Origin of the sequence: Nocardioides zeicaulis (assembly GCF_042432345.1) — a bacterium.
Lineage (GTDB): Bacteria > Actinomycetota > Actinomycetes > Propionibacteriales > Nocardioidaceae > Nocardioides > Nocardioides zeicaulis.
Window position 1 is genome coordinate 2,523,388 of the sequence record NZ_JBHLXH010000001.1, and the last position, 22,563, is coordinate 2,545,950.

The following is a 22,563-nucleotide window of genomic DNA, read 5'->3' on the forward strand; positions in this document are numbered from 1 at the left end:
ACGTCGACGACGCCCTGACCGAGACGCTCGAGATGAACAACGTGAACTCGCTCTTCGGCCTGCACCGCCGGCTGCGGGGCGCGGCGATGGGCCACCTCGCCGTGTTCGAGATGACGAGCTCGATCCCCTCGCGCAAGATGACGCAGGGGCTCGAGCGGCTCGGCCTGGACGGCCCGATGTCGCTCTACTACGACGAGCACGTCGAGGCCGACGCGGTGCACGAGCAGCTCGCGGCGCGCGGCATCTGCGGGACCCTGGCCGAGGACGAGCCGGACCAGGTGCCCGAGATCCTCTTCGGCGCGTTCAGCTGCCTCGACACCGAGGCCCGCTTCGCGACCGCACTGCTCGCCTCCTGGGGACGCTGATGGAGGTCCAGGACTTCGACCACCCCGAGGTCGAGCTGTGCCCGCACGGCCCGATGCTGCTGCGTGGCGCGCGCACGGTGGTCGACGAGCACGGCACCGTCCACCCCGTCGAGCGTCCGGTCGTGGCGGTGTGCCGGTGCGAGAAGTCGAGCCGGATGCCGTGGTGCGACGGCACCCACAAGGTTATCCCGCGGAGCGGTCGATCCTGACCACGACCCCGCGGACGAACTGACGGACCTCGGACACCTCCAGCCCGTCGGTGCCGGGCAGCGCCGAGCGCACCTCGTCGGCCTGGCCGGTCGTCCCGAGCTGGAGCAGGGCGGTGCCTCCCGGGAGCAGGTGACCCGCGACGACCTCGAGGCAGGCGCGGGCCACGTCGAGGCCGTCGTCGCCGCCGTCGATCGCGGTGAGCGGGTCCTCGGGGAACCGTCCGGTCTCCTCGCGCGGGACCCACGGCGGGTCGGCCAGCACGAGCGCGAACCGCTCGTCGGGTCCCACCGCGTCCTGGAGCCGGGCGTGACGCACCTCGACGAGGTCGGCGAGTCCGGCCGCGGCGGCGTTCGCGCGGGCGAAGTCGCAGGCCACCTCGCTCGCGTCGACGCAGACCAGGCGGCGTCCGGTGCCGGCGACGGCGAGCAGGCCGATGTGACCGGCGCCCGCGCACAGTTCGAGCACGGGCCCGGCCGGTGCGTCCGCGAGCAGCTCGGTGCCCCACGTCGACTGCCCGGCGGTCCATCCGCGTGGTTGCAGCACCCGCTCGTCGTAGGTGATGGACAGGTGGCCGAACGTGGTGACGTCGGTCATCGGCGGGCTCCCGGGGCGAGGCGGCGGAGACGGGTGCGGTCGTGCCACAGCACGGCGTGGGCGGCGTTCGCGCCGGCGGAGCCGTGCACGCCGCCGCCGGGGTGGGCGGAGGCGGAGGCGAGGTAGAGGCCGTCGACGCCGGTGGCCGGTCGGCCTCGCATCGACGGGACGGGCCGGAAGAACAGCTCCTGGTGCAGCTGGGAGGTGCCACCGTTGACCGCGCCGCCGACGAGGTTGGCGTTGCGGGACTCGAGCTGGTGGGGGCCGAGCACCCGGCGCGCGAGCACGCGGTCGCCGAACCCGGGGGCGAGCGCCTCGAGGCGCGCCTGCATGCGGTCGGCGAACCGCTCGCAGTCGTCGTGGTCCCAGGCCCCGGAGACCTCGCCGGCGGCATCGGCGCGCGTGGCGCCCGGCTGCGGGACGTGCGTGTAGGCCCAGAACGACTCGGTGCCGGCGGGGGAGCGGGTGGCGTCGCTCGTCGTCATCTGCCCGGTCAGCAGGAACGGCCGATCGGGCACCACGCCGGAGCCCACCTGGGCGAGCGCCTGGGTCATCTCCTCCACCGAGTCGGCCACGTGCACGGTGCCGGGGACGGCGTCGGGACGGTTGCGCCACGGGACCGGACCCGAGAGGGCCCAGTCCACCTTGACGGTGCCGGGGTCGAGTTCGAAGTCACGCATGCCGCGCACCACGCCCGCGGGCAGCTCCGAGGCGGGCACGAGCCCACCGAAGAGGTGCGTGGCGGACACGTCGGCGAGCACGGTGGTGCAGGCGACGGCCTCCCCGTCGCGGGTGCGGACGCCGCGGACGCGACCGTCGCGGACGTCGACGGCGTCCACCTCGACCCCCGTCCTCAGCTCACCGCCCCGCGAGAGCAGCCGCGAGACCAGGGCGTCGGTCAGCTGCTGCGCACCGCCGCGCGGCACGGGGAACCCGACGGTCTGGCCCAGCATGGTCATCAGCACGCCGAAGACGCCCGACCCGGGCGACGTCAGCGGGAAGTCGGCGTGCCCGGCGTTGCCGGCGAGCAGCAGCGGCGCCGCGGGACCCGCGAACATCCTCCGGCCGAGCGAGGCGACCGGCGTCGCCAGCTGCTTCACCGTGTCGAGCCCGCCGGCGCGGACCATGGCCGGGACGAGGCGGGCTCCGGCGCGCACGGGTGGGAAGGGCGAGGTCAGCGCCTCGACGAGCGGGTCGCCGATCCGGTCCCACGTCCGGCAGAGGCCGAGCCATGCCTCGCCGTCGCCCGGGTGGAGGGCGTCGAGGCCGGCGGCCGTCAGGTCGCGGTCGCGGTGCAGGACGGCCCACTGCCCGTCGCCGAACGGGTGGCCCAGCACCGCGGGTGCGTGCTCCCACTGCAGGCCGTGCTCCTCGAGCCGCAGCGGGAGCATCGCGTGCGAGGCGACCGCGAGCGGGTAGAAGGCGCTGAACGTGTCGTGCACGAAGTCGGGGTGCAGCTCGCGGTCGCTGCGCACCGCGCCACCGGCCGTGGGCTGCGCCTCCAGCACCAGCACCCGCCGGCCCGCGTCGGCGAGCACGTTGGCGGCCACGAGCCCGTTCGGGCCGGCGCCGACCACGACCGCGTCGTACGTCACCTCGTGCGGCCCTCGACCACGTAGGCGAGGCGCTGGAGCGCCTCGACGTTGCGCACGTGGAGCTGGGCGTCGCGCAGGGGCTTGGGCATCAGCAGGGCGGGGCCACCGGTGGCGTCCTCCTCGATCGTGACGAGGGTGCCGCCGTCCTGGGGCTCGAGGTGGAAGTCGACCTGGGCGCGACCCGCGGGCCAGCCGCGCGCCTCGAGGCTGAGGTGGCGGTGGTCCTCGCGGGCGAGCACCTCGGTGGTGTCGTCGATCAGCAGCGGCCAGGTGCCGACGCTGTGGTGCAGCAGCGAGCCCACGGCCGGCCACGTGTCGTCCACGTCGCGCATCCGTGAGGCGCCGACGACGAACAGCGGGTAGAGCCAGCCGTCGGACAGCACCTCCCAGACCTGCTCGGGGGTCGCCTCGATCCTGCGCTGCGTGGTGCTCATGCGCTCTCCTCCTCGTAGGTCGCGTCCATGTCGACCATGTCGTCCACGTCATCCATGTCGACCCGTACCCAGTCCGGCCCGGTGCACCGCACCAGACCCATCGCGGCCATCGCCTCCAGCCACCCGGTCATCGGCCAGAAGCCCCAGCGGGCGTGGAAGGTGCGGCCGTTGCGGAGGATGTCGTCGAGGTGCTCGACCGGCGGGCGGCTGACGGGGTGGTGCTGGTGGTAGGCGCGCGCTCCACCGGTCACCGACAGGCCGAGCCCGCGGGCGACCACGGAGCGGCCGAGGTCGGTGTCCTCCGCGCCGTAGCCGGTGTAGTCCTCGCAGAACCCGCCGACGTGGTCCCAGGCCGGGGCCGACACGGCGAACGACAGCGACCAGAAGAGGTCCGGGTCGAGGTCGCGGACCACCTCTCCGGCGCGGGGCCGGGGCCGCCCGCGGTGCGGGTCGTCCCAGCCCGCGAGGTGGGCCGGGTGGTAGGGGTAGCCGGTGGCGGGCGGGGGCGGCAGGTAGGTGACCGGCCCCGACCACACGACCCAGGGATCGGCGGCGACGACCTCGGCGTAGGCCTCGACCAGGTGCTCGCCGGCGAGGCAGTCGACGTCGAGCAGGACGACCACCTCGGCCCCCCGGGCGATCGCGGTCCGGACCCCCTGGTTGCGGGCCGCCGCCAGCGGCAGCCGGCCGTCGGCGCGGCCGATGCGCTCCACCGTGCTCGACAGGCCGAGGTCCGTGCTCGGCACGAGGGACGGGTCGTCCATCGCGACGACGACGTAGTGGTCCGGACGGCGCGAGCCGAGGGCGAGCGAGCGGTGCTGGGCGGCCAGGTGCTCGCGGCGCCCGTGGGCGATCGTCACGACGGCGACCTCCGGACCGCTCACGCCGGCACCGCCACGGGGACGCGGCCGCAGGTGGCGAGCACGAGGTCGGCGAACCGGTCCGCGGCGCGGCCGTCGCACCACTGCTCCCAGCGCGAGGCGTCGAGCCCGGCGGCGCGCTCGAGCACGGCGCCCCAGCCGTGGTCGGGCCACCCTCCCAGCACGACGGCCGGCCAGCCGCGGGCAAGCACGCGACCCGTCGTGGCCTGCTCGTCGTGCGGGCGGTCCTGCGGCAGGACGACGGCGGGACGGCGGGCGGCGGCCGTCTCGGCGAGGGCGTTCTGCCCGGCGTGGGTGACGACGACGTCGCTGGCGGCGAGGGCCGCGGACGGGTCGGACACCCACGTCGCGCGGTCGGCGCCGAGGACCTGCCAGTCCCACCCGGGGGTGTCGGCGCGTGCCGCCGCGAGGCGCGCGGGGGTCACGTCGTGCCCGCCGCTGCCCAGCATGAGCGTGACCGAGCGTCGTCCCGAGCCGCGCGGCGCGGGCTGCCCGGCGGGGCGGACCGGGTGGCGCGACAGAGCGCCGACCGGCACCAGGCGCGCAGCCAGCGCGTCCGGGAGCCCGGGCGACATTCCCTGCGCCTCCCGCGGCCAGAACCCCACGAGGGCCTCGGCGGTGCCGAGGCCGAGCAGGTGGGCCGGGTCGTCGCGCCGTCCGGGGAGCACGACCCCGACGGTCGGCACCCCGTGCAGGCGGGCGAGCAGGAGGACCTCGACAGAGACGTCGACCACGAGCGCGTCGGGCCGCGCCTCCTCGATCCAGGCGGAGATGCACGCCGCGCGCGCCCGGGTGCCGTCGTGCCGCAGCGGCGCCCAGTGCAGGTGGCCGCGGGCGGTGACGTCGACCGGAGTGCCGTCGTCGTCGCGCGGCAGGGTGACCCAGTCGCCCTCCCAGGCCGCGGGTCGCGCGAGCGAGGACAACCCGGTGACCCGGGTGCCGACCGAGGCGAGGCGCTGTGCGAGCACGGTGGCGCGGTGCAGGTGCCCGCTCCCGACGTGGTGGACGTAGTAGCCGACGACGCGGCTCACGCTGCCGCCGCCTCGCCCGCCAGCGCGGCGTACTGCCGCAGGTAGCCCTCGACCATCGCGTCCGCGCTGCAGGTCGCCTCGGCGTGGGCGCGCACCGCGCCGCGGTCGAGGTCCCGTGCCGCGAGGACGGCGCCGGCGAGCGCCTCGACGTCGCCGGGCGCCGCCAGCACCCCCGACTCGGGGGAGAGCACCTGGGGCAGGCCGCCGCGGGCGAAGGCCGCCACGGGCGTGCCGCTGGCCAGGGCCTCCGCGGCGACGAGGCCGTAGGGCTCGTCCCACATCGGGGTCACGACCGCGACGGAGGCGGTGCGCACCACCTCGGAGAGCTGGGCCGCGGTGAGGTGGCCTGCGTAGTGGACGCCGTCGCCGAGGCGCGGTGCCACCTGCTCGGCGAAGTACGTGGGGTCCTGGGCTGCCGGGCCGGCCAGGACGAGCGGCACCCCGGCGGCGCGGCACGCGTCGATCGCGAGGTGCGGGGCCTTCTCGCGGACCAGCCGGCCCGACCAGACGGCCGGGCCACCGCCGTCGCCGACGGGCCAGTCGCGCAGGTCGAGGCCGTTGAGCACCACGTCGCTGTCCACGACGTGCCGCCACGCGGCCGCGGTCCAGTCGCTCACGGCCACGAAGCGCGGCGGACGCGGGCTCAGCGCGAGCGCGGACTCGAGCATCGGCAGGGGTGGGGTGTGCAGCGTGGTCAGGACCGGCACGTCGAGCGCGGAGGACATCGCCACCGGCAGGTGGTGGAGGCTGTTGTTGTGCACCACGTCGTAGTCGTCGGCACCGGTGCGGGCGAGCGAGAGCATCAGGCCGAGGTACGCGTGGTGGTCCACCAGCCACTCCAGCCCGGGCGCCCAGCGGTCGGCCATCGCCGCGTCGCTCACCTCGACGCGCGCCAGCGGGAGCAGCCGCACGCCGTCCGGCACCTGCGAGCCCTCGCCGGCGAAGAGCGTCACCTCGTGACCGCGCTCGGCGAGGCCCCGCGCCATCGTGTGGGTCATCGACTCGAGCCCCCCGGCGAACGGCTCGCGGATCGGGTAGCGGTTCGAGGCGATGAGGCAGACCCTCACTGCTGCCCGCCCGTGAGGGAGCGGTAGAGCGCGTCGTGCGCGGCGGCGACCTGCGCGCGCTGGATCCTCCGCTCCTCCACCGTCGGCCCCGGCTCCACGTGGCCGGAGTATGCCGCGCGCACCGCGTCGACGAGCCCGGCGGCGTCGAGGCCACGCTCGTCGTGGCCGTAGGACAGCACAGGTCCCTGGTCGGCGTAGTAGCCGCAGCTGGGGGCGATGACGGCGGTGCCGAGGTCGCGGCACGCCTCCATCCAGCCGCTGTGCGTGCCGAAGCGGTAGGGGAGGACGGAGACGTCGAGGGAGGAGAGGTAGGCCCAGAGCGCGTCGTCGTCGAGGAAGTCGTGCACGTGCAGGTCGATCTCGCCTCGCGCGGCGTGGTCGCGCAGCGCCTCGGCCAGGGCTGCGTCATAACGGGCGCCGCCGGGCTCGAGGACGTCGCGGTGCCCGTTGACCTGCAGCACCGCACCCGGTAGGTCGCGCACGGCGTCGACGAGCACCGGGACGAGGGGGTGCGGGTGCATGCCTGCGCGGAGGCTCTTCACGTGGAGGCCGACGCGGAACTCGCGTTCGCGCGCGCCCCGGCTGCGCACCTCGCGCATGGCGGCGGTGCGCCGCATCGTCTCGAACGGCACCACGTGGGGGTGCGGCACCACGAGCGCCTCGCGGCCCCACCGGGCGCGGATCTCGGCGGCGGCGCCCGGGGTGAGCGTGACGAGCGCGTCGGCCGCCGGAACCAGGACGTCGAGCTGCGCGTCGTGGGCAGCGCGGTCCTGGTGGTGCGGGTTGCGCAGGTCGTGGACGGTCAGGACCAGGGGCTTGCCGCGGCGGCGCAGCGCCGCGACGAGGTCCTCGAGCTCCGCGACGGTCCGCGCGTCGAAGCCGAAGTGGAGGTGGAAGACGTCGAAGTCGTGCTGCTCGACCCAGTCGGCCTCCAGCATCACCGGCGGCCACCACTGCTGGGACGCGGCGGCGACGCCACGCGGGCGGGGGTCGGGCAGGCGGAGGGGCCCGGACCCGTCCTCGGGGGCGATGTGGCGGACGTAGACGTGACCGGACGGCACCGAAGCGACCACGGTCCGAGAAGTACGCGGGCGCGGGACGGAAGGTGCCGGAGAAACGCCGGCACCGGCTTCGGAGATGCTCACGCCGGCGCTGTACCCCGTCGACGCGTCCGCATGCGCGGCGAGCGTGGTCAGCCGGGCAGCGCGCCCGTGTCGAGCACGTGCTCGGCGACCAGGCCGATCTTGCTGCGCCGGCTCCTGGCCGCGCCCCGCAGGGCGTTGAACGCCGCCACCGCATCGAGCTGCTGGCGCGCCATCAGGTAGCCGACGGCACGCTCGATCACGACGCGGTAGTCGAGGGCGTACTGGAGCTGGCGCGCGAGCTCACCGGCGGTGTGCGCCTGGAGCGCGGCCGTGAGGGTGGTCGCGATGACCTCGGCGTAGCGGGTGAGGGCCGCGACCTCGCTGTCGTCCCACTCGTGCTCGTCCTCGCAGTAGACGTCGAGGGTGCCGACGGGCACGCCGCCGAGGCGCACCGGGACGCCCAGCACGGCGCGGACGGGCAGGTCGGCCATCGTCTTGGCCAGGATCGGCCACCGGTCGTGCTCGGCGGTCACGTCGCTGCTCGTCACCACCCGCGAGGTCACGTAGGACTCGGTGCAGGGACCCTCGCCGGCACTGGCCTCGGTCTCCTCGAGGACCCTGCCGGGCCCGTCGCTGGCGGCGACGTAGCGCAGCAGGTCCTGCTCGTCGGCGATCATCAGGCCGGCTCCACCGATGCCGAAGAGGTCGACGCAGGCCTGGACGACGTTCTCCAGCACCGACACGACGCTCCCGTTGTCCTCGCGGGACGTGGCCAGGCGGCGCAGGCTCTGGGCGAGGGCGAGGTCGTCGATGCTCATGGGGACCGATCCTGCTCGACCGGGGGCCCGGATGGCCAGCCCGACGCGGGCAGGTGGGCGGCGAGCGAGCGCAGTGCCTCGTGGTCGGCCGGCCCGGCGGTGCCGTCGTGGACGCTCACGAGCACCCGCGCGACCGTGCGGACCTTGGTGTTGCTGTCCTGCGAGATCCGCAGGATCGTGCGCCAGGCCTGCTCGGTGCTGCACCGGAAGCGTGCCGAGAGCAGCCCGATGGCCATCCCGATGTCACGCTGGCTCAGCATCGCCTCGTGCAGCTGCGCGACCTCCTCACGGAGCCCGTCGTCGGGTCCGCCGGCGTCGCCGGGTACGTGTGTGCCGGACATCGTCACCTCTCCATGACGTAGGTCCGCGGACACAGGGCGGAGCGTGGTGCGTGCTCGGAAAGGCTACAAGAGGCGACCGACGCACCTCCCTAGGGGTGGATCGCGTGGCGCTGGTCTAGAGTTGACGACGGCTCGAGACCACGGGCCGACCCTCAGGCTCCTCCGAAGGGAGGGCTCGTGCAGGATCCCCGTGCGTCACACCGGCCGACCGCGACCTTCGACTTCGAGGGCACCGGCGACGCGGCTCGCCACTGGCTCGACCAGGCCTACGGCTCGTCCCTGGGTCTGCGCGGCCCGATGGGTCAGGTCCGCCACCGGCGGACGAGCACCGACGGCATCGACGTCGACCACCTGCTCGTCGACGCCCCCCTCACGTTCGACGCCGAGCCCCTGCCGGCGCTCGTCGTGGTGGACGTGCTCCACGGTGGGATCGAGTACACCCGCAGCGGCGCCACCGACCAGGCGGTCGACGGCGACACCCTGCTCGCCAGCGGGTGGGGACTCCCCTTCCGCGGCAGCGGACAGGGCTACGAGGTCCGCAACACGAGCGTCTCGGTGGAGATGCTCGACGCCGCGATCCGCGACATCGACCCCGACCGCACGGCCGACGACCTGGCCTTCGAGCGCTTCGTGCCGCACTCGCCCGAGGCAGGTGCGCGGTGGCGGGCCACGCTCGACGAGTTCCGCGCGAGCGCTCCCGTGGACGACGCACCCCTGCTGCGCGGTTCGGCCAGCCGGCTGCTGACCTACACGCTGCTCCACACCTTCCCGAACAACATCGTGCGCGGCACCGAGTCCGGTGACGTCGGGCGTGACCGCCGCGACGCCAGCCAGTCGACGGTGCGACGGGCGCAGGCCTTCATCGAGGGCCGGGCGGCCGACGACCTGTCCGTCGCCGACATCGCCGCCGCGGCAGGCGTGACGCCGCGGTCCCTCCAGTACGCCTTCCAGCAGCACCTCGGCTGCACCCCCCTGGCCTACCTGCGCCGCGTCCGGCTCGACCTGGTGCACCGGTCGTTGCGCACCGGTACGGTCGAGGCCGTCTCCGACGCCGCGGTGCGGATGGGGTTCTTCAACCCGGGACGGTTCGCCGCCGAGTACCGCAAGATCTACGGCGAGAACCCCCGTGACACGCTGCGTCGCGCCACCTCCTGACCCACAGTTCGTTTAGCGGCTGTCCCGCACGGGTGCCCGGTGGAAGAGTCGTCGGTGACTTGTTGGAGACCACGACAGGTTCGCTCTCCACAGGAAGGAACCCGTTGTGGTCCCCCTGTCGCTCGCATCCGATCCCGTCCGTGTCACGGACACCGACCGTCCCACGCCCGACCGGCTGATCCGGGACAACATCCCGGTCGCCCGCTCGATGGCCTCGCGCTACCGCAACCGCGGCATCGACCTCGACGACCTCGAGCAGGTCGCGATGCTCGGACTCACGAAGGCCGCCCACCGCTTCGACCCCGACGCCGGCCACGACTTCCTGTCGTTCGCCGTCCCGACCGTGCGCGGCGAGCTGCGCAAGCACTTCCGCGACTGCGGGTGGACGATCCGCCCGCCGCGCCGCATCCAGGACCTCCAGTCCCGGATCGGCCGCGCCCAGAGCGAGCTCGAGGCGGTGCTCCACCGCCCGGCGGACCCCGGCGAGCTCGCCGACCACCTCGACGAGCGACGCTCCGACGTCGTCGAGGCGCTCACCGCCGACGGGTGCTTCACCCCCACCTCCCTGGACGGCGCCGCCGGCGACGGCACGTCGACCCTCGGCGAGCTGCTCGGCTCGACCGATCCCGGCATGGTGCGCGCGGAGGCGCGGGTCATGCTGGCGCCCCTCGTGGCGGGCCTCGGGGAGCGTGACCGTCGCATCGTGCGGCTCCGGTTCGTCCAGGAGCTGACCCAGCAGGAGATCGCCGAGGACGTGGGACTCACGCAGGCCCAGGTGTCGCGGGTGCTCAGCCGGATCCTGGCCGAGCTCCGCAACGGCCTCGGCGACCTGGCCCCCGCCGCCTGAGCGGCGGGGGCCGGGTCCCCGGTCAGGAGTCGAACCCCAGCCCGGCCCGGTCGAGCACCCGGAGGAAGGCGTTGCGCCGACCCTCGCGGTGGTCGGCCCGGTCGAGCGACCAACGGGTGAGGTTGATGCCCGCGCTGGCCAGGGGCTCGGGGGGAAACGGCAGCGGGCGCTCGCGCACCATCCGCAGCGACGTCCGCTCCGTCTCCGCCCCCGCGAGCCGGTCCAGCAGCACCTCGGCGGCGAAGCGGGTCGCGCCCACCCCGAGACCGGTGAAGCCGGCCGCGTGGGCGACCCGGCCGCCGTGGCTGGTGCCGTAGAACGCGGTGAACTGCGTGCAGGTGTCGATCGCCCCGGCCCACCGGTGGCTGAACCGGACGTCCTCGAGCTGCGGGAACGTCGCGAGGAAGTGCGACGCCAGCCGCGCGTGGCTCTCCGGGCGGTCCTCGTGGCGCACGTGCACCTGCCCGCCCACGGGGTAGACCGCGTCGTACCCGCCCCACAGGATGCGGTCGTCGGCGGTGAGCCGGGCGTAGTGGAACTGGTTGGCCAGGTCGCCCAGGCCGCAGCGCCGCTGCCACCCGATCGAGGCGCGCTGCTCGGCGGTCAGCGGCTCGGTCACGAGCACGTAGTCGTAGACCGGCACCGTCATGAAGCGGTTGCGCCGCAGCAGCGACGGGAACACGTTGGTCGCCAGGGCGACGTCGCGCGAGGTGACGGTGGCGCGGTCGGTCGCGACCTCCACCGCGTCGCCGGTCCGCCGCAGGCCCGTGACGGTCGAGTGCTCGTGCACCTCCACGCCGAGCTCGGCGGCCACGCGGGCCAGCCCGAAGGCCAGCCGGGCGGGGTGCAGCAGCGCCGTGCCCTCGGTGTCGAGGGCGCCGGCGAGGAAGAGCGGGCTGTCGACCTCGGCGCGCACGCCGTCGCGGTCCAGCGCGCCCGGCGACTGCTCCAGCCACGCGACCTGGTGGTCCTCGACGGCCACCTCCAGGGTGCCCGTGCGCTCCCACTCGCAGGCCAGGTCGAGCTCACGCACGTCGGTCTCGAAGTCGTCGAGGTTCTGCGAGCCGAGCCGGGCCAGGTCGTCGTGCTCCTCGGGCCAGCGCGAGCGGCCGTTCTCCTCGCCGTGGGTCAGGGAGGCCTCGCAGAAGCCGCCGTTGCGCCCCGACGCCGCCCAGCCGACGGTCTGCGCCTCCAGGAGCACCACCCGCCGGCCGGGGTCGCGCCGCTTGGCGTGCACGGCCGACCACAGGCCGAGGTAGCCGCCGCCGACCACGGTCAGGTCGGCGCGGGTCGAGGCGGTCAGCGGCGGGTACGTCGCCCCGCTGCCGGCGTCCTCGAGCCAGAACACCGCCTGCCGGCTGCCGGCGAGCGCCCGCTCGACCAGGGCCGGGTCGGGGGCGTGGCGCTCGTAGGCGGTCCGGTGCGGGGCCACGGCGCGGAGCTCAGCCGGCGGCCGCGGTGAGCGCGGCGTCGAGGATCGCCAGGCCCTCGCGGGCCTCGTCGTCGCTCGTCGTCAGCGGCGGCACCACGTGGATCCGGTTGTAGTTGCTGAACGGCAGCATCCCGCGCTCCTGGCATCCCTTCACCACCGCGGTCATCGCCGGGCTGGAGCCGCCGTAGGGCGCGAGCGGCTCGCGGGTCGTGCGGTCGCTGACGAGCTCGAGCGCCCAGAAGGCGCCGGTGCCGCGGACCTCGCCGATCCACTCGTGCTTCGCGGCCAGCTCGGCGAGCCCGGGGCCGAGGACCTCGCGGCCCAGGCGCTCGGCCGCGCCGACGACGTCGTCGTCCTCCATCGCGCGGATGGTCGCGACCGCGGCGGCGCACGCGAGCGGGTGGCCCGAGTACGTCAGCCCGCCCGGGTAGGCACGGTGCGCGAAGGTCGCGTGGATGGCGTCGCTGATCGCGACGCCGCCGAGCGGGACGTAGCCGGAGTTCACGCCCTTGGCGAAGGTCAGCAGGTCGGGCACCACGTCGCCGTGCTCGACGGCGAACCAGCGTCCGGAGCGCCCGAAGCCCGACATCACCTCGTCGGCCACCAGGACGATGCCGTGGCGGTCACAGATCTCCCGCACGCCGGCCAGGTAGCCCGGCGGCGGGACCATGATGCCCGCCGTGCCGGGGATCGCCTCGAGGACGATCGCCGCGACCGTGGCGGGCCCCTCCAGGGCGACGACCTGCTCGAGGTGCTCGAGCGCGCGCTGGCACTCCTCGGCCTCCGTCGTGGCGTGGAACGCCGAGCGGTAGAGGAACGGGCCGAAGAAGTGCACCGTGCCGGTCGAGCCGTGGTCGCTGGCCCAGCGGCGGGGGTCGCCGGTCATGTTGACCGCCAGGTGGGTGCCGCCGTGGTAGCTGCGGTAGGTGGTGAGCACCTTGTGGCGGCCGGTGTGCAGCCGCGCCATCCGCACCGCGTGCTCGTTGGCGTCGGCGCCGCCGTTGGTGAAGAACACGTGGTCGAGGTCGCCCGGCGTGTGGCTGGCGATCAGCCGCGCGGCCTCCGACCGGGTGCCGTTGGCGAACGCCGGGGCGACGGTCGCCAGGTGGCCCGCCTGCTCGCGGATCGCCGCGACGATGCGCGGGTGCTGGTGGCCGAGGTTGGTGAAGACCAGCTGGGAGGTGAAGTCGAGGTACGAGCGGCCCTCACCGTCCCAGACGTGGCTGCCCTCGGCGCGGCTGATCACCATCGGCGACAGCTCGGCCTGGGCCGACCAGGAGTGGAAGACGTGGGCGCGGTCGAGCTCGTAGGCCCGCTGGGCGTCGTACGTGCTGGCGAGGTCGGATGCGGTGGTCAGGTCAGTCATTGCGCGGGAACCCCAGCTCGAGTCCGCCCGCGGGCCGGTTGGCGGGGTCGATCCACCGGGTGGTGACGACCTTGCCGCGGGTGAAGAAGTGCACGCCCTCGGTGCCGTGGGCGTGCGTGTCGCCGAACAGCGAGCGCTTCCACCCGCCGAAGGAGTAGTAGGCCACCGGCACGGGCACCGGCACGTTGACGCCGATCATCCCGACCTGGACGTCGGCCTCGAAGCGGCGCGCGGCGCCGCCGTCGTTGGTGAACACGGCCGTGCCGTTGCCGTACGGGTTGGCGTTGACGAGCGCGACCGCCTCCTCGTAGGAGCCGACGCGGACCACCGACAGCACGGGGCCGAAGATCTCCTCGGTGTAGATCTCCATGTCGGGGGTGACGTCGTCGAAGAGGGTGGGTCCGAGCCAGAAGCCCTCCTGCCCGCCCCGGGCCTGCACGTCGCGGCCGTCGACGACCACCTTCGCGCCGGCCCTCTCGCCGGAGTCGATGAACGAGCTGACCTTGTCGCGGTGGGCGCGGGTCACGAGCGGGCCCATGTCGGCCTCCTTCTCGTCCCCGGTCGCCCCGGGGGCGCCGTCGCCGACCAGCAGGGTGCGGGTCCGGTCGGCGATGCGGGCGACCAGGTCGTCGCCGACCGGGTCGACGGCGACGAGCACGCTGATCGCCATGCACCGCTCGCCCGCGCTGCCGTAGCCGGCGTTGACGGCCGAGTCGGCGGCGAGGTCGAGGTCGGCGTCGGGCAGCACGACCATGTGGTTCTTCGCCCCGCCGAGGGCCTGCACGCGCTTGCCGTGGCGGCTGGCGGTCTCGTAGACGTACTCCGCGATCGGGGTGGAGCCGACGAAGCTGATCGACTGCACGTCGGGGCTGGTGAGCAGCGCGTCGACCGCGGTCTTGTCGCCGTGCAGGACGTTGAAGACGCCGTCGGGCAGGCCGGCCTCCTGCCACAGCGCGGCGAGCCAGTTGGCGGCGCTCGGGTCCTTCTCGCTGGGCTTGAGGACCACCGTGTTGCCCGCGGCGATCGCGAGGGGGAAGAACCACATCGGCACCATCGCCGGGAAGTTGAACGGGCTGATGATGCCCACCACGCCGAGGGGGACGCGCTTGGAGTGCACGTCGACGCCCGTCGAGGCCTCCTCGCTGTGCCCGCCCTTGAGCAGGTGGGACATGCCGCACGCGAACTCCACGACCTCGAGGCCGCGGGCGATCTCGCCCATCGCGTCGGAGTGCACCTTGCCGTGCTCGGCGGTGATGATCTCCGCGAGCTCGTCCTTGCGGCTGTTGAGCAGCTCGCGGAAGGCGAACATCACCTGGGTGCGGCGTGCGAGCGACGTACGGCCCCAGCCCTCCGCGGCGCGCGCGGCGGCGGCGATCACTTCAGCGGCGTCGGCGTCGCTGGCGAGCGCGAGCCGGCCGGTCACCTCGCCGGTGGCGGGGTTGGTCACGTCGGACCACCCGGTGGGCGAACCGGTCAGGGCGGCGCCGTCGGCCCAGTGCACGATCTGTCGGGGCTCGGTGGGGGAGTGCGTCATGGGCCCATCCTGCTCGCGCGCGGGGGCGCGCACGGGTGTCGGATCGTAGGGTTTGGGTCGTCGTCTCCGACACTCCGTCGCCCACACGCGTACGCTGCCCCCGTGGCCGAGACGACCCCGGGTGTGACGCTCACCGAGGCCCTCGCCCTGCCCGCGTTCCGCCGGGCGGCGCCCCACGTCGTCGCCGGCGCGGGCGCCGCCGGCCGTCCGATCCGCTGGGTGCACGCCACCGAGCGGCCCGACGTGGGTGCGCTGCTGCGCGAGGGCGACCTGCTGCTGACCATGGGCACCGGCCTGCCCGACGACGCCGGGGGGCTCGCCGCCTTCGTCGACGAGCTGGTCGAGGTCGGCAGCGCCGGCATCGTCGTCGAGCTGGGGCGCCGCTGGTCCGACGAGCTGCCCACCGCGCTGGTCGAGGCCTGCGAGCGGCACGGCCTGCCCCTGGTCGTGCTGCGGCACGAGACCCGGTTCGCCGCGCTCGCGCAGGAGATCGGCGAGCGGGTCGTCGACCACCAGCTCGCCGAGCTGCGCGAGGCGCAGCGGGTGCACGAGACCTTCACCGAGCTGAGCTTCACCCAGGCGGGGCCGGTCGAGATCCTCCAGGCCGTGCAGCGCCTGGCGAACGGCCCCGTCGTGGTGGAGAACGCCCAGCACCGGCCGCTCGACTACTTCGCGGGTCCCGGCGACGAGGGGGGCTTCCTCGACGGCTGGCCGGCCCGCTCCCGCCGGGTGGAGGTCGCCGGCCGCACCGGCTGGGACGCGGGCAACGGGTGGCTGGTCACCCGCCTCGGCACGGCCGAGCAGGAGTGGGGCCGGTTGGTCATCGGCTCGCCGGGCCGGCCGTCGCAGCGGCTGGTCGCGGTGGCCGAGCGCGCCGCCGCCGCCCTCGCCCTGCACCGCCTGCACGACCGTGACCGCGGCACGCTCATGCGCCGCACCCACCTCGAGCTGGTGACCGGGCTGGTCGAGCAGCCGGCGTCGCCGGAGGTCCGCCGGCGCTGCGAGCTGGCCGGCTTCCCACTGGCCCGTCGCCGGTTCGCCGCCCTCGTCGTCCGGCCCCGCGTCGGCACCGCGGCCCCCGCCGACCTCGACGAGGTGGCGGCCACGGTCGTGCGGGCCGCCCACGCCCTGCGGCTGCCGGCCCTGGTCTGCGAGGTCGAGCGCGACCTGCGGGTGCTGGTCTCCGCGCCCGCGTCGGCCGACCCCGACGACCTGCTCGACCGGGTCGGTGCGCGGGTGCTCGCCCACCACGACGTCGTGCTCGCCGCCGGCCGGGCGGTCGACGACCCGGCGGGCGTGGCACGGGCGGTGGCCGAGGCCGGCCAGGTCGCCGACGCCGCGCCCTCGGCGCGTCGCGAGCAGGACCCCGACGTGCACCGCCTGGCCGACCTGCACCTTCGCGGCCTGCTGGCGCTGCTCGGGCAGGACGAACGGCTCCGGCTCTACGTCGACCGCGAGCTCGCGCCGCTGCGGCAGCACGACCGAGCGGAGGGCTCGCGCACCGACCTGCTGGCCGCGCTGCGCGCGCTGCTGCAGCACCCGGCGAGCAAGACCGAGGCCGCGGCCAGCCTGCACCTCTCGCGCGCCGCGTTCTACGACCGGCTGGCCCGGATCGAGTCCCTCCTCGGGGCCGACCTCGACGACCCCGACGTCCGGGTCTCCCTCCACGTCGCGCTCGTGGCGGACGAAGTGTTCGGCGCCGGCGTCAACTGACGACAGATCGTCGGGTCCTGGCCACCGACGGCCTGCGACGATGGGCGGCGTGTTCCGAGTGCTCGACGTCGACGCCGCCGTCCCGACCGCGCCGCTGGACCCCGCCACGGTGCTGGCGGGTGCCCCGGCGGCCGGCTCGCGTGCCCTCGCCGCGGTGTCCGGGGTCGAGGTCGGGGTGTGGGAGATGAGTCCCGGCACCGCGACCGACGTCGAGGTGGACGAGGTGTTCGTCGTCCTGTCCGGCTCGGGCACCGTCACCTTCGAGGACGGCGAGCGCGTCGACCTCGCGCCCGGCACCGTGGTGCGGCTGCGCTCGGGCGAGCACACCACCTGGGTCGTCCACGAGACCCTGCGCAAGATCTACGTCGCCTGAGGAGCCCCCCATGACAGAGACGGTCCGCAACTTCGTCGACGGCGCGCTCGTCGAGTCCGAGGCCACCGAGCACATCGAGCTCGTCGACCCCACGACCGGGGAGGTCGACGGCCGCTCGCCGGTGTCGACCGCGGCGGAGGTCGACCGGGCGTACGCCGCTGCCGCCACGGCGTCGGAGTCGTGGAAGCGGCTCACCCCCGGCGCCCGGCAGGGCCACCTGCTCGACCTGGCCGCGGCGATCGCGGAGCGGCGCGACGAGATCAGCGCGGTGCAGGCGCGCGACACCGGGCAGCCGGTGCGCTACGTCGCCAGCGAGGAGGTCGACCAGGGCGTCGACCAGCTGCGGTTCTTCGCCGGCGCCGCCCGGCTGCTCGAGGGCAAGTCGGCGGGGGAGTACCTCGCCGGCCACACCTCCAGCATCCGCCGCGAGCCGATCGGCGTCGTCGGGCAGGTGACGCCGTGGAACTACCCGTTCGCCATGGCGATCTGGAAGATCGCGCCGGCGCTGGCCGCCGGCAACACCGTGGTGCTGAAGCCCAGCGACACCACGCCGCGCTCGACGGTCCTCCTCGCCGAGATCGCCGGTGGCGTCCTGCCCGCGGGCGTGCTCAACGTCGTCAACGGCGACGCGAGCACGGGGCGGCACCTCGTCGAGCACCCCACGCCCGGCCTGGTCGCCATCACGGGCTCGGTGCGCGCCGGGCGCGAGGTCGCGCTGTCAGCGGCCCGCTCGCTCAAGCGCGTGCACCTCGAGCTCGGCGGCAAGGCGCCGGTCGTGGTGATGCCCGACGCCGACCTGCCGCGCGCGGCCGGGCTGATCGCGGCGGCGGCCTACTTCAACGCCGGGCAGGACTGCACGGCCGCGACCCGGGTCATCGTGCACCGCAGCGTGCACGACGAGCTCGTCGAGCTGCTGGTCGCCGAGGCCGAGGGCACCCGGCCCGGCCCGCCGTCCGACACCGAGGCCGACTACGGCCCGCTCAACAACGTCGGCCACCTCGCCAAGGTCGAGGCGTTCCTCACCGACCTCCCCGGCCACGCCGAGGTCCGCACCGGCGGCACCCGGCACGGGTCGTCGGGGTTCTTCTTCGCCCCCACCGTCGTGACGGGCGTGCGACAGGACGACCGGATCGTGCAGGAGGAGGTCTTCGGGCCGGTCCTCACCGTCCAGCCCTTCGACACCGAGGCCGAGGCGGTCGCCCTGGCCAACGGGGTGGAGTACGGACTCGCCGGCAGCGTCTGGACCCGTGACCACGGCACGGCCGACCGGCTCACCCGCGAGCTCGACTTCGGGTGCGTGTGGGTCAACACCCACATCCCGTTCGTCTCCGAGATGCCGCACGGCGGGTTCGGGTCGTCGGGCTACGGCAAGGACCTGTCGGGCTACGGCTTCGACGACTACACGCGCATCAAGCACGTGATGACCGCGCACTACTGAGCGGAGCCGTGGTCCTCCGGGACCCCCACGTCGAAGACGTCCAAGAGCTGGGCGAGGGTGCGGTAGTAGCCCACGAGCACGACCAGCTCGGTCACGGTCGTCGTGCCGAGGGCGCCGACCACGTCGGCGTACTCCTCCTCGGTGAGGCGGGAGCGCCCCGCGAGCAGCCGGCGGCAGAGGTCGTACGACGCCTGCTCGCCCGGGTCGTCGGAGGTGAAGCGGCCGGCGGCCAGCGCCTCGAGCTCGGCCTCGCGCAACCCGGCGGCGCGGCCGACCCGCTCGTGGGCGTGCTGCTCGAAGACGGACCCGGTGGCAGCGGCGACCGCGAGGATCGCCACCTCGCGCACGCGGTCGTCGAGGCCGGTGGCGTAGCGGACGGCGCTGCCGAGCTCCTGCAGCGGCGCGCCGAGGGCGGGCTCGTGCAGCATCACGCCGAACGGCCCCGCGAGGGCGCCGTCCGGCGTGGTGAGGTCGAAGTGCTGGGGACCCGCGCCCCGCGGCCCGCCCACGATGCGCTCACGCAGGGCGCGCTGCTCCTCGTCGAGCTGGTCGGGCGTCAGGTCGCGGAGTCGCACGTCGCCCATCCTCTCCCGCGGCCGTCCGGGGGCCGGCGCGGCGCCGGCCCCCGGACGGGGTTCAGTGCCGGAGGGTCACTTCTGTCCTGGGCGACGTTCTCGGCCTTGTCAGCGATACCCGTGACGGGGGTTCCTCTCTCTCGGGGTCGGTGGTGCACGAGTTGGTCGTGCGCAGCGGCCGGATCGTCACGCCGCACCCGGTGTGAGGTGGGTCTCGTCCCGGGCGCGTGCGGCATGCTGGGCGCATGCGCTTCACCGAGCACGAGCTGACCGTCGCCGTCACCTCGGCCGCCCAGGTCGTCGCGGGTGGTCGCAGCCTCCGCCGGGACAAGGGGGAGGCGGCGTGGGAGGCCATGAGCCGTCTCGACCGCTACCACCTGCTCGAGGCGGTCGGGGCCCAGGTGCTCCCCGTGCTGCTCGCCCTCCCTGACGTCGACGTCCCGGCCGGCACCCGGCCCACCTTCACCGACGAGCAGGTCGCCGAGGCCGTCACGGCGACGCTCGGGGAGACCGGGGTCGGCCGGATGCGCCGCAGGGTCGCCGTCACCGCACGCGTGTCGCTCGTGCGCACCGCCCTGGCCCAGCTCCCCGTGCGCCAGGACCCCGACGCGCTGGTGGTCCCCGACCACCTCTGAGCCGTCCGAGGCGGCCCCCGACCCGCTCAGGAAGCGCTCAGGTGGGGTGCGTACCGTCGATGGCGATGACTCACACGACCCGCACCCCCGCCCGCACCCGTACGATCCTCGGCTCGCTCGCCGTGGCTGCCGTCCTCACCCTCTCTGCCTGCGGTGGGGGCGGGTCGGGATCCGACGCCGGCGCGAAGAAGGACGCCAGCGCGTCCGCCGGTGCGTCCGACGGCTCCTCCGCCGCACCCGAGCCCGACCTCGGCGGCATTCCCGACGTGGTGGCCGAGGTCAACGGCGAGGACGTCACCAAGGACGAGTTCGTCCCGATCTACGAGGCGAGCTTCGAGCAGGCGGCCGCGCAGTCGCAGATGACCGGTCAGGCCCCCGACGAGGACGCGCTGAAGAAGCAGACCGTCGACGACCTCGTCGACACCGAGCTGCTCTCGCAGGAGGCCGAGTCGCGCGGGATCGAGGTTAGCGACCAGGACGTCGACGCCGAGCTGGACACGCTGGCCAAGCAGAACGGCATGGGCTCGGGCGAGGAGCTGCTGAAGGCGGTCTCGGCGCAGGGCGTCACCGAGGACCAGGCCCGCGCCCAGGTCGAGACGCAGGTGATGGTCGAGCAGCTGGTGGCCGACGAGGACGGGCCGTTCGACCCGACCACCCAGGACCTCCGCGCGATCTACGCGCAGGCCAAGCAGCAGCAGGCGCAGGCGGGCGAGCAGGCCCAGAAGATCCCGCCGTTCGACCAGGTCCGCGACCAGCTCGAGCAGCAGGCCCGCTCGCAGCAGATCGGCAAGGTCGCCGGCCGGCTCGTCCAGCAGCTGCGCAAGGACGCGGACATCACCGTCAATCTCTGACCGCGGGCCCCGCGGCGCACTAGGGTGGCCGCGTGTCCGAGGTCCTGGAGCTCGAGGACCCCGTCCTTCCGGGCACCGGGCGAGGTCGCGTGCCCCGTCCGGTGAGGGAGCAGCCCCCACTCCCCCTGTCCTGGACCGGCGGGGCCGCTGTGGCGTACGCCGTGGCGGCCGTGCTGGGACGTCTCACGGTCGTGCACGGCCAGACCGTCAGCCTGGTGTGGCCGGGCGCGGGCGTGGCGGTGCTCTGGCTGATGGCCGAGTCCCCGCGCCGGCAGGCGCGGGTGCTGCTGGCACTGCTGGTCATCCACGGCTCGGTGTCCGCGATCACCGGCGCGGCATGGCAGCTCGTGGGCTTCGGCGCCCTCTCGCTGGTCGTGCAGACCTGGGTGGTGGTGCAGCTGCTGCGGCAGTGGTGCCCCTCGCTCCTGGGCGCCGGCGGCAGCGCGAGCTTCCGCTCGCCACGGGTGCTGGCCCTGACCGCGGCCTCCGCCGCCATCGGCTGCGTCGTCGGTGCCGCGATCGGCACCCTGGGGATCTGGCTCTCCGGCGCCCCCGTCGACGCCTGGACGGTGGTGGCCTGGTTCGCGCGCCACTTCACCGGCGTGCTGGTCTTCGGCGGCGTCGGTCACCTCGCGTGGGAGTGGCGCACGCAGTCGGTCGTGCCCCGTGCGCAGGCCGGGAGCCGGCTGGAGCTGGCCCTGCTCTGGGTCGTCTCGCTGCTGGTCGCCTGCGCGGTGTTCCTCCAGCCGTGGCCGCTGTCGTTCCTCGTGGTCGCGCTCAGCGTGTGGTCGGCCGCCCGCTACCCCACCTTCCTCGCCGCCCTCCACGCCGCCGCCGTCGGCTCCATCGGGTTCGTGCTGACCCTCGCCGGGCGTGGGCCCTTCGTCGACCTGTCGGACCCGGTCAAGGAGGTGCTCCTCCTTCAGACCTTCCTCGTCGCGGTCCTGCTCACCGCCCTCGGCGTCGGTGCGCTGGGTGACCGCATCGACGAGCTCGTGGTCAGCCTGACCCGCTCGCGCGCGGACGCGTCCAGCCAGGCCGAGCTGCTCGCCGAGATGACCGAGAGCATGGAGGAGTGCCTGGTCGTCCTCGACGAGGCGGGCCGCGTCGAGCGGAGCAACGGTCCCAGCCTCCGGCTGGCGCACCGGATGAGCCCCGGCGCGGCCGACGCCGACGCGCTCGCGGAGATGGTCGACCGGGTGCTGCACCCCGAGGACGTCCGCACGGCGGGCCGTCCCGAGCTCGGCGTGGGCGACGTCCCGATCCGCCTGGCCTCCGGCGAGGAGGTCGTCCTCGCGGTCTCGCGCACCGACCTCACCCAGCGCCCCGGCGACGCCCGTCGCGGCGGGACGCTCCTCGTGCTGCGCGAGGTCACCGAGCACCGCCGCGGCCTGCAGCCGCTCGCCGGCTTCGCCTCGACCGCCGCCCACGACCTGCGCGGCCCGCTGACGGCGATCCGCTCCTGGATCTCGCTCGCCGCGGAGACGCTCGAGGAGGACCACGAGGCCCAGGAGGGCCTGGCGCGCGCCGAGCGGGCCTCGCTCCAGATGGCCGGCATGATCGACGACCTCCTCACCCACGCCCTCGCCGAGGCCGGCGACCTCGCCCCCCAGACGGTGGAGCTGAGCGGACCGGCGGGCGTGCTGGCGCAGGCCGGCGACCTGCTCGGCCCCGACGACGAGCTCGTCGTGCCCGAGGACCTCCCGGCGGTGCACGCCGACCCGGTCGCGGTGCGCCAGCTGTTCGCCAACCTCGTCGGCAACGGCGCCAAGTACACCCGCGAGGGAGTGCCGGCCCGCGTGGTGGTCACCGCCCGCCGGCAGGGCTCACGCGTGGTGATCGACGTCGAGGACAACGGCGTCGGGGTCGAGGAGTCCGAGCGCACGCTGATCTTCCAGCGCTTCCACCGCAGCGGCGCGGTGCGCGCGCACTTCCGCGGCACCGGCATGGGCCTGACCATCTGCCAGACCATCGTCCAGCGGCACGGCGGCACGATCGAGTGCCTGGCGGCCGACCCGGGTCCGGGCTCGGTCTTCCGCTTCGACCTCCCCGCCGCCACGCCCGACGCTGTCGGCGGCTGACGAGGTCAGGCTCGGCGGCCCCGAGCCCTCCGCGACGAATCAGCCGGCGAGCACGCCCATCGCTCCGGCGCCCAGACCCCCACACGTGTCCGGGATGTGGCCCCTGCGCTGCTGCGCGGAGGGCGACATGTCGGACACGTGT

At 74.6% G+C, this 22,563-nt stretch carries 23 protein-coding genes; 10 read left to right on the top strand and 13 right to left on the bottom strand.

Annotation, left to right across the window (positions count from 1 at the left end):
- Both ACFFJG_RS12375 and ACFFJG_RS12380 read left to right on the top strand, forming a co-directional pair.
- Positions 1-365, top strand: a 365-nt coding sequence (locus ACFFJG_RS12375) for an iron-containing redox enzyme family protein (protein WP_378519032.1), incomplete at its 5' end; no start/stop codon positions are given.
- Positions 365-574: a CDGSH iron-sulfur domain-containing protein gene (locus ACFFJG_RS12380; protein WP_378519033.1), complete on the top strand. Its 210-nt coding sequence runs from the start codon at positions 365-367 to the stop codon at positions 572-574. The genes ACFFJG_RS12375 and ACFFJG_RS12380, both read left to right, overlap by 1 nt.
- Here ACFFJG_RS12380 and ACFFJG_RS12385 read toward each other — a convergent pair.
- The 9 genes from ACFFJG_RS12385 to ACFFJG_RS12425 form a co-directional block, all read right to left on the bottom strand.
- On the bottom strand, positions 549-1,169 hold the full coding sequence (locus tag ACFFJG_RS12385; protein ID WP_378519034.1) for a methyltransferase: 621 nt from the start codon (positions 1,167-1,169) through the stop codon (positions 549-551). The genes ACFFJG_RS12380 and ACFFJG_RS12385 overlap by 26 nt on opposite strands.
- On the bottom strand, positions 1,166-2,764 hold the full coding sequence (locus ACFFJG_RS12390; protein ID WP_378519035.1) for a phytoene desaturase family protein: 1,599 nt from the start codon (positions 2,762-2,764) through the stop codon (positions 1,166-1,168). The genes ACFFJG_RS12385 and ACFFJG_RS12390 overlap by 4 nt, the downstream gene beginning before the upstream one ends.
- Positions 2,761-3,198 (bottom strand): SRPBCC family protein, encoded by a 438-nt coding sequence (locus ACFFJG_RS12395; protein ID WP_378519036.1) that lies wholly within the window; start codon positions 3,196-3,198, stop codon positions 2,761-2,763. The genes ACFFJG_RS12390 and ACFFJG_RS12395 overlap by 4 nt, the downstream gene beginning before the upstream one ends.
- Entirely contained in the window at positions 3,195-4,082 is an 888-nt protein-coding gene (locus ACFFJG_RS12400) for a glycosyltransferase family 2 protein (protein ID WP_378519037.1), read from the bottom strand. Before ACFFJG_RS12400 ends, ACFFJG_RS12395 begins: the two co-directional genes overlap by 4 nt.
- Positions 4,079-5,110 (bottom strand): glycosyltransferase, encoded by a 1,032-nt coding sequence (locus ACFFJG_RS12405; protein WP_378519038.1) that lies wholly within the window; start codon positions 5,108-5,110, stop codon positions 4,079-4,081. The genes ACFFJG_RS12400 and ACFFJG_RS12405 overlap by 4 nt, the downstream gene beginning before the upstream one ends.
- Positions 5,107-6,177 (bottom strand): glycosyltransferase, encoded by a 1,071-nt coding sequence (locus tag ACFFJG_RS12410; protein WP_378519039.1) that lies wholly within the window; start codon positions 6,175-6,177, stop codon positions 5,107-5,109. Before ACFFJG_RS12410 ends, ACFFJG_RS12405 begins: the two co-directional genes overlap by 4 nt.
- Positions 6,174-7,250: a glycosyltransferase family protein gene (locus tag ACFFJG_RS12415; protein WP_378519040.1), complete on the bottom strand. Its 1,077-nt coding sequence runs from the start codon at positions 7,248-7,250 to the stop codon at positions 6,174-6,176. Before ACFFJG_RS12415 ends, ACFFJG_RS12410 begins: the two co-directional genes overlap by 4 nt.
- Before the next feature lie 119 nt (positions 7,251-7,369).
- Positions 7,370-8,080 carry a GAF and ANTAR domain-containing protein gene (locus ACFFJG_RS12420; protein ID WP_378519042.1) on the bottom strand — a complete coding sequence of 237 codons (711 nt, stop codon included), beginning with the start codon at positions 8,078-8,080 and terminating at the stop codon, positions 7,370-7,372.
- Positions 8,077-8,421, bottom strand: a complete 345-nt coding sequence (locus ACFFJG_RS12425) for an ANTAR domain-containing protein (RefSeq protein WP_378519043.1) — start codon at positions 8,419-8,421, stop codon at positions 8,077-8,079. Before ACFFJG_RS12425 ends, ACFFJG_RS12420 begins: the two co-directional genes overlap by 4 nt.
- A 177-nt stretch (positions 8,422-8,598) precedes the next feature.
- Between ACFFJG_RS12425 and ACFFJG_RS12430 the strand changes: the two genes are divergently transcribed.
- Together ACFFJG_RS12430 and ACFFJG_RS12435 are read left to right on the top strand one after the other, a co-directional pair.
- On the top strand, positions 8,599-9,576 hold the full coding sequence (locus ACFFJG_RS12430; RefSeq protein WP_378519044.1) for an AraC family transcriptional regulator: 978 nt from the start codon (positions 8,599-8,601) through the stop codon (positions 9,574-9,576).
- Positions 9,577-9,682: 106 nt separating this feature from the next.
- The gene (locus tag ACFFJG_RS12435) at positions 9,683-10,423 is read left to right on the top strand and encodes a sigma-70 family RNA polymerase sigma factor (protein WP_378519045.1); all 741 of its coding nucleotides are present in this window, start codon (positions 9,683-9,685) and stop codon (positions 10,421-10,423) included.
- A 22-nt stretch (positions 10,424-10,445) separates the two neighbouring features.
- Here the strand turns inward: ACFFJG_RS12435 and ACFFJG_RS12440 are convergent, their stop codons facing one another.
- The 3 genes from ACFFJG_RS12440 to ACFFJG_RS12450 are packed head-to-tail and all read right to left on the bottom strand — an operon-like array spanning position 10,446 to position 14,755.
- Positions 10,446-11,855 (bottom strand): NAD(P)/FAD-dependent oxidoreductase, encoded by a 1,410-nt coding sequence (locus ACFFJG_RS12440; protein ID WP_378519046.1) that lies wholly within the window; start codon positions 11,853-11,855, stop codon positions 10,446-10,448.
- A 10-nt stretch (positions 11,856-11,865) separates the two neighbouring features.
- On the bottom strand, positions 11,866-13,221 hold the full coding sequence (locus ACFFJG_RS12445) for an aspartate aminotransferase family protein (protein ID WP_378519048.1): 1,356 nt from the start codon (positions 13,219-13,221) through the stop codon (positions 11,866-11,868).
- Positions 13,214-14,755: a CoA-acylating methylmalonate-semialdehyde dehydrogenase gene (locus tag ACFFJG_RS12450; RefSeq protein ID WP_378519049.1), complete on the bottom strand. Its 1,542-nt coding sequence runs from the start codon at positions 14,753-14,755 to the stop codon at positions 13,214-13,216. Before ACFFJG_RS12450 ends, ACFFJG_RS12445 begins: the two co-directional genes overlap by 8 nt.
- Before the next feature lie 102 nt (positions 14,756-14,857).
- On the opposite strand from ACFFJG_RS12450, the gene ACFFJG_RS12455 reads away from it, so the two are divergent.
- Genes ACFFJG_RS12455 through ACFFJG_RS12465 form a run of 3 tightly spaced genes read left to right on the top strand, consistent with a single transcriptional unit; the run spans position 14,858 to position 18,279 of the window.
- The gene (locus tag ACFFJG_RS12455) at positions 14,858-16,468 is read left to right on the top strand and encodes a PucR family transcriptional regulator (RefSeq protein WP_378519050.1); all 1,611 of its coding nucleotides are present in this window, start codon (positions 14,858-14,860) and stop codon (positions 16,466-16,468) included.
- A 49-nt stretch (positions 16,469-16,517) separates the two neighbouring features.
- Complete coding sequence (locus ACFFJG_RS12460) at positions 16,518-16,841, top strand: cupin domain-containing protein (RefSeq protein WP_378519051.1); 324 nt, start codon at positions 16,518-16,520, stop codon at positions 16,839-16,841.
- A 10-nt stretch (positions 16,842-16,851) separates the two neighbouring features.
- A complete protein-coding gene (locus tag ACFFJG_RS12465; protein WP_378519053.1) occupies positions 16,852-18,279 on the top strand; it encodes a gamma-aminobutyraldehyde dehydrogenase in 1,428 nt (475 codons plus the stop codon).
- Here ACFFJG_RS12465 and ACFFJG_RS12470 read toward each other — a convergent pair.
- The gene (locus ACFFJG_RS12470; RefSeq protein ID WP_378519054.1) at positions 18,273-18,854 is read right to left on the bottom strand and encodes a carboxymuconolactone decarboxylase family protein; all 582 of its coding nucleotides are present in this window, start codon (positions 18,852-18,854) and stop codon (positions 18,273-18,275) included. The two genes, ACFFJG_RS12465 and ACFFJG_RS12470, sit on opposite strands and share 7 nt — an antisense overlap.
- A 245-nt stretch (positions 18,855-19,099) precedes the next feature.
- Between ACFFJG_RS12470 and ACFFJG_RS12475 the strand changes: the two genes are divergently transcribed.
- The 3 genes from ACFFJG_RS12475 (at position 19,100) to ACFFJG_RS12485 (ending at position 22,421) form a co-directional block, all read left to right on the top strand.
- A complete protein-coding gene (locus ACFFJG_RS12475; RefSeq protein ID WP_378519055.1) occupies positions 19,100-19,489 on the top strand; it encodes a hypothetical protein in 390 nt (129 codons plus the stop codon).
- A 65-nt stretch (positions 19,490-19,554) separates the two neighbouring features.
- Entirely contained in the window at positions 19,555-20,340 is a 786-nt protein-coding gene (locus ACFFJG_RS12480; protein WP_378519056.1) for a SurA N-terminal domain-containing protein, read from the top strand.
- Between the two features lie 32 nt (positions 20,341-20,372).
- Complete coding sequence (locus tag ACFFJG_RS12485) at positions 20,373-22,421, top strand: sensor histidine kinase (RefSeq protein ID WP_378519057.1); 2,049 nt, start codon at positions 20,373-20,375, stop codon at positions 22,419-22,421.
- Positions 22,422-22,563 lie beyond the last annotated feature (142 nt).